11 protein-coding genes are annotated in these 12,571 nt (G+C 38.4%); 6 read left to right on the top strand and 5 right to left on the bottom strand.

Annotated elements, in window-relative coordinates; translation table 11 throughout:
- The first annotated feature begins 57 nt into the window (after positions 1–57).
- Together ATS72_RS02440 and ATS72_RS02435 are read left to right on the top strand one after the other, a co-directional pair.
- Positions 58–846: a hypothetical protein gene (locus ATS72_RS02440; protein ID WP_008132074.1), complete on the top strand. Its 789-nt coding sequence runs from the start codon at positions 58–60 to the stop codon at positions 844–846.
- Positions 847–998: 152 nt separating this feature from the next.
- Positions 999–2,015 carry an alpha/beta fold hydrolase gene (locus tag ATS72_RS02435; RefSeq protein ID WP_058428721.1) on the top strand — a complete coding sequence of 339 codons (1,017 nt, stop codon included), beginning with the start codon at positions 999–1,001 and terminating at the stop codon, positions 2,013–2,015.
- Between the two features lie 119 nt (positions 2,016–2,134).
- Here ATS72_RS02435 and ATS72_RS02430 read toward each other — a convergent pair whose 3' ends face one another.
- Positions 2,135–2,932: a M48 family metalloprotease gene (locus tag ATS72_RS02430; RefSeq protein WP_058428720.1), complete on the bottom strand. Its 798-nt coding sequence runs from the start codon at positions 2,930–2,932 to the stop codon at positions 2,135–2,137.
- 180 nt (positions 2,933–3,112) lie between these two features.
- Here ATS72_RS02430 and ATS72_RS02425 point away from each other — a divergent pair, with 180 nt between their 5' ends.
- The gene (locus tag ATS72_RS02425; RefSeq protein WP_058428719.1) at positions 3,113–4,315 is read left to right on the top strand and encodes a Bcr/CflA family efflux MFS transporter; all 1,203 of its coding nucleotides are present in this window, start codon (positions 3,113–3,115) and stop codon (positions 4,313–4,315) included.
- 28 nt (positions 4,316–4,343) lie between these two features.
- Here ATS72_RS02425 and grpE read toward each other — a convergent pair whose 3' ends face one another.
- On the bottom strand, positions 4,344–4,952 hold the full coding sequence (gene grpE, locus ATS72_RS02420) for a nucleotide exchange factor GrpE (protein ID WP_058429167.1): 609 nt from the start codon (positions 4,950–4,952) through the stop codon (positions 4,344–4,346).
- A 58-nt stretch (positions 4,953–5,010) separates the two neighbouring features.
- Positions 5,011–5,976, bottom strand: coding sequence for an HrcA family transcriptional regulator (locus tag ATS72_RS02415; protein ID WP_058428718.1), 966 nt, complete (start codon positions 5,974–5,976; stop codon positions 5,011–5,013).
- Positions 5,977–6,151: 175 nt separating this feature from the next.
- Between ATS72_RS02415 and nadK the strand changes: the two genes are divergently transcribed.
- The 3 genes from nadK to recN all read left to right on the top strand — a co-directional run bounded on the left by nadK (position 6,152) and on the right by recN (position 9,427).
- Positions 6,152–7,036, top strand: coding sequence for an NAD(+) kinase (gene nadK / locus ATS72_RS02410; protein ID WP_010557611.1), 885 nt, complete (start codon positions 6,152–6,154; stop codon positions 7,034–7,036).
- Between the two features lie 78 nt (positions 7,037–7,114).
- Positions 7,115–7,672, top strand: coding sequence for a hypothetical protein (locus ATS72_RS02405; RefSeq protein ID WP_010557610.1), 558 nt, complete (start codon positions 7,115–7,117; stop codon positions 7,670–7,672).
- A 75-nt stretch (positions 7,673–7,747) separates the two neighbouring features.
- Positions 7,748–9,427 carry a DNA repair protein RecN gene (gene recN / locus ATS72_RS02400; protein ID WP_058428717.1) on the top strand — a complete coding sequence of 560 codons (1,680 nt, stop codon included), beginning with the start codon at positions 7,748–7,750 and terminating at the stop codon, positions 9,425–9,427.
- A 377-nt stretch (positions 9,428–9,804) separates the two neighbouring features.
- Here recN and ATS72_RS02390 read toward each other — a convergent pair whose 3' ends face one another.
- Positions 9,805–10,827, bottom strand: coding sequence for a GGDEF domain-containing protein (locus ATS72_RS02390; protein WP_235591546.1), 1,023 nt, complete (start codon positions 10,825–10,827; stop codon positions 9,805–9,807).
- 322 nt (positions 10,828–11,149) lie between these two features.
- Positions 11,150–12,565: an FAD-dependent oxidoreductase gene (locus ATS72_RS02385; RefSeq protein WP_006792417.1), complete on the bottom strand. Its 1,416-nt coding sequence runs from the start codon at positions 12,563–12,565 to the stop codon at positions 11,150–11,152.
- Between the last annotated feature and the right edge of the window lie 6 nt (positions 12,566–12,571).

Raw genomic sequence — 12,571 nt, 5'->3', positions numbered from 1 at the left:
ACTTTTGCTATAATGCGCGCTTTCGCGTGTCACTCAAGTTATAGTTAAATACAAATTATGAAATTAAATAAAATACTCTCCTTTTTTACCCTTACATCCATTGCTTTATCGTCTTCTGCTTTTGCCGCTAATTGGAGCAGCACAGCATTACACATTAACAATGGCGACCAAAAAAACCCTTTTACTGAGCAAGAGTCAGATACCACTGTTTACTCAGTTCAACATGCATCGGGTTACGATTACGGCGACAACTTCTTTTTCATTGATTACAGTAAAGACGATAAAGCTGACGGCTATCAAGATAGCGATTTTTACGGCGAATGGTATTCAACTGTTAGCTTATCGGCGCTTAGCGGTGAAAAAATTGGCACCGGTGCGTTATTAGATGTTGGCCTTACTGGCGGTATAAATATTGCTGGCGATGCTAAAATGGTGAAATACCTGCCGGGTGTTAAATTAAGCTGGGATGTACCAGGTTTTAACTTCTTTCAAACGATAGTAACAGCCTATATTGACGACAGCGAAGGTGTTGCTAAAGGCGGCGCCCCCATAGAAACAAATAGTTGGATGTTTGATGTAGCTTTTGAATACCCTTTTACTATTGGCTCACAAAAGTTCAGCTTTAAAGGGCACGCAGAATACATTGCAGAACGTGAAGACGAATTTGGAAACGATGTAGAGGCATGGATACTCGCACAACCTATTTTAGTATGGGACATGGGTCATGCCTTTGAAATGAAAGAAAATACGTTGCTACTCGGCATGGAGCTTCAATACTGGCATAACAAGCTAGGAACTGAAGTGACAGAGTCAGTTCCGCAAATACATGTAGAGTGGACCTTTTAAGCAATTACACTGCGTTAAAATCACATAAATTGGAGCCCTATTAAGCGCTCCTTTTTTTATGCCATAAAAGTATTTAATTGAATGGCTGTAAATACTTAGTTATTGTCGTATTTCTTTTAAGCCTCATGCTTTACCTTTGAAGGAATAATGAAATGATGTCAATTAAAGTGATGTGTTTTGCTGCCTTGTTAGCTTTCACTAATAATGCTTTAGCAAATAGTGAAGTAAATACAGAGTCCCTATCTTACGATGCCCTTTTAAGCAGTTATCAATATGACTTTAAAGTAAATTACTTTAGCGTTGAATCACAAAAGCAGTCTTTAAAGATGGCGTATATTTACCTAAAGCCTACCAAAGAAAAGATGCCTACCGTGACACTCATGCACGGCAAAAATTTTAATGCTGATTATTGGACGACTACAGCGCAGTACTTACAATCGCTTGGCTTTGGTGTATTAATTCCTGATCAAATTGGCTTTGGTAAATCATCTAAACCCACTAATTATCAGTATTCGTTTGCATCGCTTGCCTACCATACACATGCGTTAATGGACTCCCTTAACTTAAAACAAACAATTGTAGTTGGCCATTCTATGGGCGGCATGTTGGCAAGTCGCTTTGCTTTAATGTATCCCAATACAACAACTAAATTGGTTTTGCTTAACCCTATAGGGCTTGAAAACTACTTACATTATGTTGAATACAAAGACACCAACTTCTTTTATAAAAATGAGCTTGCTAAAACGCCCAAGGGCGTAAAAAAATATCAGCAAAAAAACTATTACGATGGTAAGTGGAACGCTACATATTCAGCATTAACGAACTTTATTACAGGGCAAATACAAGGGCCGGATAAAGCTCACATGGCGTGGGTTAATGCTAAAACATACGATATGATTTTCACTCAACCCGTTATTACTGAATTTAAAGACTTTGCCGTGCCAGTTGAGTTAATTATTGGTACCCGTGATAGAACAGGACCAGGCCGCAACTGGAAAAAAACCGGTGTAGATTACGAGCTTGGTCGATACGATAAGTTAGGCAAAAATGCCGTATCGCTTATCCCCAATGCTAAATTATATGAGCTCGATAATTTAGGCCACTTACCACATATAGAAGACTTTGAGCGCTTTAAAACTGTATTTAAAGAAGCACTCGCTGCTGAATAACACACATAAATACACATAACCGACAAAATAAAACCCCTGAAAGTATTTTACATTCAGGGGTTTTATTTTATTAGCGCATCAACACTATACGCCACTGCTTTATACTGTTAAGAGCTCAACTAAAGTGAGCACTGTGGCCTTTTTCCTTGCGAGTTTGCAGTACTTTGCTCACTTAATGCTTTTGTCATTTGCGACTGCAAATTATTAATACGACTCGTTGGTGCTGGGTGTGTAGACAAAAACTCAGGCGTTGCACCGCTTCCCGCTTTACTCATGTTTTCCCAAAGCGTAACCGACTCTTTTGGGTTGAAACCCGCCTTAGCCATTAAATCAAGACCAATGGTATCGGCCTCAGATTCATGAGAACGGCTAAACGGTAAAACCACACCATATTGAGCGCCTAATCCGAGCCCTTGCATAATTTCATTACGGTACTGCACGTTACCCATTTCAAGCGCAACACTACCCAATTGCATTCCCGTACTTAACAACGAGCTTTGTGATACACGTTCATTAGAGTGTTCTGCAATTACGTGTCCTACTTCATGCCCTAAAACGGTGGCAACTTGATCTTGGTTAGTCGCTATTTTTAGTAATCCGGTATGAACACCAATATAACCGCCAGGCAAAGCAAATGCATTTGCTGAATCATCTTCAAATACCACCACTTCCCAGTTTTGAGATGCATACTCATTAGGTAAAACGGCAATTACTTTTTCAGCAATACAATTTACATATGTATTGGTTTTTGGATTTTTATTAATTGGCTGATTTTTTTTCATGTCAGCAAAGCTAGCCGTACCCATTTCGCTCATTTGCTGATCCGAATAAAGCGCTATTTGAGTACGCCCTGTTGGCGATGTTTTACACCCTGCTAAAACAGCCGTTGCTACTAGTGCCAATACCATTTTTTTCATTGTATTACCTTAAGTCATTTATACTGCAAGTAGGATAGCAAACACAGTGCCAGTTTAAAATCATTGGTTTAAGGTAAGTACTTTGCGGTGAAGTAAGTAACGTTCCGGCTAAAGTACGTTTATACATATACAATGCCCTGCTACACTATAGCCCTTGTTTTAGTTACCTTGAGTTTATGTATGGGCGCCTCGTCTACGTCTTTTAATACCCGTATTTTATTACCTTTATTGGCAAGTATTGTCGCTATTACACCCCTTGCAATTGATATGTATTTGCCCGCAATGTTGGTTATTGCGAACAATTTACAAACTAGTATGCCAAATGTACAAATATCGCTAAGTATATATTTAGCCGGTTACTCATTGGGTATGTTATTTTTTGGCCCTATAGCGGATCAAATTGGCCGCCGGAAACTGGCTAAAATTGGTTTAACATTATTTGGTTTAACCTCTACTGCGTTAGCATTCACAACAGAAATTCATACTTTTTGGGCACTAAGGGCAATACAAGCGTTCACTGGTGCTGCTGCTACGGTAGTCGTGCCAGGAATCATTAGGCATATTTATCAGCAAAATACGGCAAAAGGTATGTCGTATGTATCGATGATCATGATGGTTGCACCTTTAATAGCGCCGTCTGTAGGCTCTTTTATTTTAGGGTTTTCTGTTTGGTCTACCATATTTTTAGTATTAGCAGCTTACAGTTTTATAATACTTGTGTTTGTGCAAGTATATTTAATTGATATACCTATTCATACCAGTGAAAAAAAAGGTTTAGCCTTATTTTTTGACAGTTATAAAACTGTTTTGAGTAATACCGATGCACGCGCCGATATTTTAAGCTCAATGTTTGTATCGTTTGGCTTTTTTTGCTTTTTAACCTCAGTGCCTTTTATTTATTTAGACTTATACAAAGTGTCGGAGCAACTGTTTGGGATATTATTTGCCTTTAATGTGATGGCATTAATGTTTGGTAACTTTTTAAATACGCGTATTGTGCCGCGTATTGGTTCACGCAAAATGTTATATATTGGATTGGTATGCGGCTTTATATCAGGATTGTGCCTTTTAACTTTTAGTATTTTACATTTATCGCTTTATTATATAGTGGCAGCAATTGCACCATTAATGATGAGTTTAGGGGTCACTGCCAGTAATGCTGATTCGTTAATACTCATGAAGTTTGAAAAAAATACCGGCACGGCTACTGCTGTTATTGGTACGCTTAGGTTTGGCAGCGGTGCCTTGGTAGGCCCCATTCTTGCTGTTATGCATGCTCAAAGCTCTGTGCCGTTTTCGAGCCTCATGTTTAGCGCGGTACTACTGACGATATTAGTGCAAATAATTCATTTTAAAAAAGACAAAAAAAATGCCTCAATTTGAGGCATTTTTAAAGTGTTAAACGGCTAAATTAAGCGTCAGCCGCTTTTGAAACCATAACCATTGCCGGGCGTAATAAACGTCCATTTAATGTGTAGCCTTTTTGCATAACAGCAAGCACAGTGTTTGGTGTTACATCGTTGCTTGGCTGAATTGACATAGCTTGATGGAACTCTGGGTTAAATTGCTCGCCTTGTGGGTTAACAATTTCAACACCGAATTTAGCAACAGCATCGTTAAAGCTTTTAACCGTCATATCAATACCTTCAAGCAACGGCTTTAACGTTTCGTTTTCTTTATCAGAAAACTCAATAGCGCGCTCAAGATTATCAATCACAGGAAGTAATTCGTTAGCAAACTTTTCAAGTGCAAATTTGTGTGCTTTTTCTACATCTTGTGCAGCACGACGGCGAATGTTGTCAACGTCAGCAGCGGCACGGATCACACTGTCTTTCTGGTCTGCAATAGTTTGCTTAGCAGCTTCTAGCTCTGCGTAAAGCATCGCAATTTCAGCTTCAGGGCTTTGTTCTTCTGCATGTTGTTCAGCGGCATCCACGGCTGCTTCTACATCTGCTTGCATTTGTTCAATTTCTTCGTTTAGTTCTACTTCTTGCTCTGGGTTTTGTGTCTGCTCAGACATAAAATACATGCTCCAATTCTTTTCAATTGCGGTAATTATGGGGATTGAATAAAAAGATTCAAGAGTTCGATGACTCAATTAATTTAAATTCTTGGATTATTTGTTCTATTTGCGCTGATTTTGGGCAGATTATACAAAAGCGGCTTTGGTATTCTTGGTTTTGAAAGTAAGGAACGCTGATGGTTATTAGATCGTTACATTCACTAAACGGAAGTCTTTTACCGCTGATCACCGAAACACCATTTTTAAATGCCAGTGCATCTTCAACAAAATTTAGAAATGACACGCCTATATTTAGGCTTTGCTCACAATTTATTTTTTTATAAAGGTAGTTTTCACCCACAACAATACTATTGTCTGAACCTAACTTTTGACTTAGCTGCCGTGTCCATTGAGTAAGTGAATCATGACAGTTTTTAGGCGCTGTGTTTGCCATTGCTTGCATTCTATACAAGCCTTCCATCAATGTTTGTTGACTAAATACTGTATTTAACCACGTTGCAAACTGGTAACGAACCGTATCTGAAGCATCATGTGGTTTATCAATGCAAATATTATGGCTTTGGCCTGCTCGATCTATCAATAAAATAAGCCAATCGGTAGAATCAAAATCAAGTACTTCAACCCTAAATACATGCTGTGAGCTCACTTGCGGTAAACCAACACAACAGCATACCTGATACTTTTGACTCAAGCCATGTGCCAATTCAACTAGTTGTGCTTGCTCTGGCTCCCAGTAACTAGCAATATCTGATAATGGAAAAAACTCATCAAACCAATAATTAAACCCTTCATCTGTAGGTACTCGTCCTGCAGAAGTGTGGGGGGAATACAATAAACCTACTTTTTCAAGACGGGCCATTGCATTACGAACGGTTGCTGAACACACAGCCATGCTTTTTAGCTTGGCAATTTTTGTTGATGGAACGGGCAATCCCTCACCGTTACAGTACATGTTCATTACAGCTGAAAATATTTGCTGATCGCGCGGATTTAATTTCATGATATCTACATCTTGTTGCATGAAAGGTATATCGGGGCATTTGCTGCTATTTCAAGTCATTTCCCCTTTGTTGAACAATATAAAACAAATTTATTTTAAACTAAATTGAATCATACTCATTTAGGTAAAATCTGTATTTTCAAACACTTTGCTTTTGAGTTACTCTACAAACATCAAAATTTTTAGTGTGCAGATTATGAACTCACCTTTCAATACTATTGGCCTTATTGGCAAACCAAACCACCCAAAAGCGGCTGCCACTTTGCAGCGTTTGCATACATTTCTACTGGCACTTGGTTTTGAAGTGATTGTTGAAAAGCGCACTGGTGGACAGTTAGTCGATGTACCCAAAGAAAACCTTGTTAAACTGGTTGATTTAGGAGAGCAAGCCGACCTTGCAATTGTGGTTGGCGGTGACGGAAACATGTTAGGAGCTGCGCGCGTGCTTGCTCGTTTTAACATTGCTGTAATTGGCGTTAACCGAGGTAACCTTGGTTTTTTAACCGACTTAAACCCTGAAGGTTTTGAAGCTAGCCTAGAGCACGTTCTAAGTGGTGAGTATATTGAAGAAAATCGCTTTTTATTGGAAGTAGAAGTTTATCGTCACAATGAACTAAAAAGTGCCAATTTAGCGGTAAACGAAGCCGTATTGCATGCAGATAAAGTGGCTCATATGATTGAGTTTGAGGCATTTATAAATAGCGACTTTGTATTCTCTCAGCGCTCTGATGGGCTAATTGTATCTACGCCAACAGGATCAACTGCTTACTCACTCTCTGGTGGCGGTCCAATATTAACGCCTGAACTAAATGCAATATCTTTGGTGCCTATGTTTCCGCACACGTTATCAAGCAGGCCATTAGTGGTAGATGCCGATAACGAAGTGAGGCTAAAACTTAGTTTAGACAATACTGACAGCTTGCAAGTCAGCTGCGACAGCCACGTTGTGCTTGCCGTTTTACCTGGTGATGAAGTCGTCATTAAAAAAGCAGATAAAAAATTGCGGTTAATTCATCCAAAAAACTACTCTTACTACAACGTTTTACGTACGAAATTAAATTGGGGCAGTCGTTTATACTAATTTTATTGCTAAAGCGTTGTCTTTAGCGCAAAATGCAGATTACAACAATAATACACCAATTTTTAGGAACAAATAGCAATGACATATGTCGTTTTTTTTGCCTTGCTACTGTTAATTACACTTCTAGCAACCTACTTAAAAATAGAAAGCAATCGTCGCAAAGCAATTGAAGCTCAAAAAAAGCAATTTAACGAACGTGTATCACAAGTTGGCGCCCGTCTAAAGTCAAAATTAAATGAGCTAGTAGAAGCGAAAATTCTTCGCCCTAAATACGCACCTCGAATTCAAGCAATCGTTTCTAACTTTTTTGTAGTACAAAAGCATACTGACGAGAATTTGCAAACCCTTGAAGATGTATCTGATCTATTAATCAATACTTTATCCAACGAACTGACTAAAGCGAACCAAACGGGCAATGGCCAAAGTTTGGAAGAAAATATCCAGTATTTTGTGTCTGAACTTCCACAGCAAGGTATCTCGTATAACAAAACGTTTTACTCAGAAGCGTTACCAAACCTTATCGAATTAATTAAAACCAACGACTTGCTACAACCCCTTGATAATGAAGAAAATGAATACATCCCAGAAAATCAAGACCCAAACAACCAACTCAATCAACATGTTAATATTGCCTAAATAATAAAAAATTAATTTGCAAAAAAGCTAAACACTGTATAAATTACCAGTTAATTAACTGGATGGATGAACAGTATGTTAGTTGGTTTAGAAATTAAAAACTTTGCAATTGTAAGTAACTTAAGCACTGAATGGCATAACGGCATGACGGCGATCACGGGTGAAACCGGCGCGGGTAAATCGATTGCCATTGATGCACTTTCATTGTGTTTAGGCGAGCGCGCTGAAGCCTCTGCTGTACGACCTTCTGCAGACAAAGCTGAAGTATGTGCTCAATTTGATATAAGCGCACTCCCGCTCGCTCAGGCTTTTTTAGAGCAACATTTTCTGACCAGTACTGATAATGATTGCTTACTTAGACGCGTTGTTTGCAAAAATGGTCGCAGTAAAAGCTATATTAATGGCAGCTCAGTAACTGCATCTCAGCTCAAAGAACTTGGCCAGTATTTAATTTCTATACATGGACAACACGCTCATCAACACCTTTTAAAAGCTGAACATCAATTACAACTACTTGATGCATATGCTGGCCATCAAGACTTGGTTGTAAAAGTAACTGAAAGTTATAAACAATTCGCCAACCTTCAAAAAGAATTTAAACAGCTTGAGCAACAGCAATTACAACAAGCCGCTCAAAAACAGCTACTAGAATACCAAGTGGCAGAACTTGACGAGTTTGCGTTACAAGACGGTGAGTTTGAACAAATTGAAGTCGAACATTACAAGCTAAGTAATAGCCAAACCATTTTAGAGTCATGTCAAAAAGAGCTGCAATACCTATATGAAGGTGAAGAACAAAGCGCGTGTTCTGTTTTACAGCACAGCGCACAACAATTTGCAGATTTAGCACAATATGATGAAAGCTTAGCAAGTGTGGCAGCAATGCTAGAAGAAGCTGCTGTTCAAGTAGAAGAAGCTAGCCGAGAAATTCGCAATTATACGGAACAAGTTGATTTAGACCCAGCCCGTTTAACAGAGATAGAAAATAGGTTAAGTGGCGCAATGGACTTAGCTCGTAAGCACCATATAAAACCGCAAGGATTAGTTGAATTTCATCAGTCAATTTCAAAAGAACTCGAGTCAATTAGTAATAATAGTTCGCGTTTGGAGCAACTTGACTCTGAAATAAACGATGCATTGCTTGACTACAAGCAAGCAAGTGAAGCGCTAAGTATTAGCCGCAGAAGTTATGCTAATACCTTAAACACCTTAATAAGCGAAAGTATGGCAAATTTATCCATGGAAAATGGTGTATTTGAAATATCGCTTACTGAAGATCCTGAGCGCGCCCCCAATCTTTTAGGGCATGATAGCGTTTCGTTTTTAGTATCGACCAACCCAGGGCAGCCCCTTCAGCCTTTGGCTAAGGTGGCGTCTGGTGGTGAGCTTTCGCGTATTAGCTTAGCCATTCAGGTTATTATTGCCCAAAAAGTAACAACACCAACATTGATATTTGATGAAGTAGACGTAGGTGTTTCTGGACCTACAGCCTCTGCTGTTGGAAAGTTATTAAGGCAACTTGGTAAATCGACTCAGGTGATCTGTGTTACCCATTTGCCGCAGGTTGCAAGTAGTGCGCATCAGCAATTTTTTGTAGCAAAAGAAATTGCTAAAGGTGAAACCTTTACCAATATGCTGGCACTAACAAAAGATGGTAGAGTAGACGAAATAGCAAGGTTGCTTGGCGGCGACAATGTTAGTAAAACAGCAAAAGCAAACGCAAAAGAGTTAATAAAAAGCGCATGTGTAATTTAGGCTTAATTAATAACCAACTAGGGTTTCAATTTTCAGCAAGGCCTTTATATGATTACTAATACTGCTTTAATTCTTATTATTGTGAGCTGGCTACTGGTTTTAATTAGTATATTGTTAACTTTATTTAGCCGATATAAACACACACAATTTAAGAAACACTTAATGAGCTTTTTAAATGTAACGTTATTCGTTCAGCTTATTCTTAGTGTTTACAATTTAATGAGTTACCAGGATGGTAATTCGAATAATTTAATTTTTAGTTATACATGTGTTTTGCTCACCCAAATACTGTGTAATGTATTTTGTTACATGAGTTTAAAAAGACGTATTGCTAAAGTTAAGTCAACACTTGATTCGTTCTCAATGGAATAATAAAACTACTCTGAGCAAGTCTTATTTTTACCTTGCTCTTTAGCTTTATAAAGCAATTCATCTGCGCGCTTGATATCAATGTCTATAGAATCGCTTTCATGGGATTGAACAACCCCCATACTAATCGTTAAGCTTAAGCTCGCAAAAGATGTATTAACCGGAAATTTTTTTAGCGCAGCATGTATTTTATTTGAAATCTCTACGCCCTTTGCATTAAATACATTAGGAATTGCAATCAAAAACTCCTCCCCGCCCCAACGTGATGCAACGGCATTTTTAGGAATATGTTGCTTTAAAATATTAGCTAAGTGTATGAGTGCTTCATCACCAAAACTATGTCCGTACTCGTCGTTAACTTTTTTAAAATTGTCTACATCGCACAAAATAAGTACAAACGGTGTTTGCTCCTTCGTGAGCGCTAATTTAAATTCACTAAGCTTATTCATTGTAAAGCGTCTGTTTGGTAACCCCGTTAAAGGGTCAATAGTCGCCAACAGTTCATTTTTTTTACTCAGTGCTAATATTTTTTGATTGTATTTTTCCCTTGAGTTCTCATAAAAGCCACTCAACATTGCGACAATAATAAATGAAAATATAACTCGATAGGGAAATTGATCAGGTTGATAGTTATAAATACTAAAGGTATGCGCACAATAAAAAGCTAATATAACCGCTAATAAAAACAAAACAATATCAACGATACCGCGCTTTAAGCCTCTAATTGAAAATGTGACTGGCGAAACTATGAATATCCAAATCGGACCAGTTCCCTGCGCGCCTCCAGTTAAAACAAGGTAAATCATCAATGCATAAAGGTTATAAAGGATAGCACTAGCTGACTTTTCAAGGTTTTTATAAACACTAAGCGCCCATGCGTAAATTAGCGAAGAACATATTAAGGTAAAAAATAAAAAATAATCGCTGTTGGTCAATGCAATGCAGCCCATCACCAAGGTTGCTATAAAGCCTATTGATGAGAAAAATCTAACTATTAGTTTTCTTTCTGGATTATTTGAATGTTCATGCATAATAAGCGCTATTTTTCTTATATTATTGAGTTAATTTTCAGCAAAGTTATCACCAATTTTTCTGAGTAACACTCAATACTCCCCTTTTTCAGCAGTTAAATCAAGATTAAAGTATTACTGATGTAAAATTAATACTAGTACCTTTTTTAACAAATTATAAGTTTATGAATCTTAAAACTATTCATGAGAATAGCTTGGTCATTCAACCAAATTATCATCGAAATTAAAATGGTTAAAAATAAATGGTACCTAATTCGTTTCAAACACAAAAAAGCAAGCCACTTGGCTTGCTTTTAAATTGTCGATTTCTGAAAATATTAAATTAAACTTTTAAATAATCCATAATACCTTCAGCTGCATTACGGCCTTCAAAAATAGCGGTTACTACTAAATCCGAACCACGCACTATATCGCCACCAGCAAATATTTTAGGGTTAGTTGTTTGATGTGTAAATTCACCTTGCTCTGGTGCGTTAATACCGCCCCAATGGTTTATTTCTACATCATACTTTTCTAACCAGTCCATTTTATGTGGCTTGAAACCAAACGCCATAATTACTTGCGTTGCTTCAATAACATGCTCTGAACCGGCGACCTCTTCTGCGCGGCTACGACCATTCGCATCTGGCTCACCCAGCTTAGTTTTAACCATCTTTACGCCAGCAACATGGCCGTTAGCGTCTAGCACAATACCTTTTGGTTGAACATTATATGTAAATATAACCCCTTCCTCTTTGGCATTTTTAACTTCACGCTTAGAGCCTGGCATATTTTCTTCATCACGGCGGTACGCACACGTTACTTTTGCAGCACCCTGTCGTATAGACGTTCTTACACAGTCCATCGCAGTATCACCACCACCTAACACAACGACCTTCTGGTTCGCCATATCAATATAAGCTTGATTCGCTTCATCATAGCCCATAACTCGGTTAGTGTTGCCGATTAAAAACGGCAGCGCATCGTGAACACCCGGTGCATCTTCATTTTCAAGCCCAGCACGCATGCTCTGATACGTACCCACGCCCAAAAATACTGCATCATAGTCGGCTAAAATATCATCCATAGTGATATCTACACCTACTTCAACATTCAGCTTAAATTCTACGCCCATTTCAGTGAAAATCTCACGGCGTTTTTGCATCACTTCTTTCTCTAGTTTGAAAGAAGGAATACCAAATGTGAGTAATCCACCAATTTCTGGGTGACGATCAAACACAACAGGCTTAACACCATTTCGAACTAAAATATCCGCACAACCCAAGCCCGCGGGCCCTGCACCAATGATAGCTACTTTTTTGTCAGTCCATGTTACGTAAGACATGTCTGGCTTCCAGCCCATTTTAAACGCGGTATCGGTAATATATTTTTCAATGTTACCTATCGTTACTGCGCCAAACTCTTCATCGAGCGTACATGAGCCTTCACACAACCGATCTTGAGGACAAACACGGCCACATACTTCAGGCAAACTGTTTGTTCGATGAGAAAGCTCCGCAGCTTCTAATATACGCCCTGTGCGAATTAGTTTAAGCCACTGTGGAATGTAATTATGTACCGGACATTTCCATTCACAGTATGGGTTACCACAATCCAAGCAACGATCCGCTTGAGAGTTAACCTGATTTTCTGAAAAGGGTTCGTAAATTTCTACAAATGATTTTTTACGTGACGAAATTGGCTTTTTGCGTGGATCTACACGCTGCACGTCTATAAATTGATATACATTTTCGCTCATACTGCC

The sequence above is a fragment of the Pseudoalteromonas sp. 13-15 genome, assembly GCF_001468205.2.
Classification (GTDB): Bacteria; Pseudomonadota; Gammaproteobacteria; order Enterobacterales; family Alteromonadaceae; genus Pseudoalteromonas; species Pseudoalteromonas marina.
This window is presented reverse-complemented; position numbering and strand designations above follow the sequence as displayed.

Bases quoted from the DNA above. Each gene is read 5' to 3' on its own strand.
- grpE (WP_058429167.1), bottom strand. From the start codon at position 4,952: ATGTCTGAGCAGACACAAAACCCAGAGCAAGAAGTAGAACTAAACGAA.
- nadK (WP_010557611.1), top strand. From the start codon at position 6,152: ATGAACTCACCTTTCAATACTATTGGCCTTATTGGCAAACCAAACCAC.
- ATS72_RS02405 (WP_010557610.1), top strand. From the start codon at position 7,115: ATGACATATGTCGTTTTTTTTGCCTTGCTACTGTTAATTACACTTCTA.
- ATS72_RS02440 (WP_008132074.1), top strand. From the start codon at position 58: ATGAAATTAAATAAAATACTCTCCTTTTTTACCCTTACATCCATTGCT.
- ATS72_RS02435 (WP_058428721.1), top strand. From the start codon at position 999: ATGATGTCAATTAAAGTGATGTGTTTTGCTGCCTTGTTAGCTTTCACT.
- ATS72_RS02430 (WP_058428720.1), bottom strand. From the start codon at position 2,932: ATGAAAAAAATGGTATTGGCACTAGTAGCAACGGCTGTTTTAGCAGGG.
- ATS72_RS02390 (WP_235591546.1), bottom strand. From the start codon at position 10,827: ATGCATGAACATTCAAATAATCCAGAAAGAAAACTAATAGTTAGATTT.
- ATS72_RS02425 (WP_058428719.1), top strand. From the start codon at position 3,113: ATGGGCGCCTCGTCTACGTCTTTTAATACCCGTATTTTATTACCTTTA.
- ATS72_RS02385 (WP_006792417.1), bottom strand. From the start codon at position 12,565: ATGAGCGAAAATGTATATCAATTTATAGACGTGCAGCGTGTAGATCCA.
- recN (WP_058428717.1), top strand. From the start codon at position 7,748: ATGTTAGTTGGTTTAGAAATTAAAAACTTTGCAATTGTAAGTAACTTA.
- ATS72_RS02415 (WP_058428718.1), bottom strand. From the start codon at position 5,976: ATGCAACAAGATGTAGATATCATGAAATTAAATCCGCGCGATCAGCAA.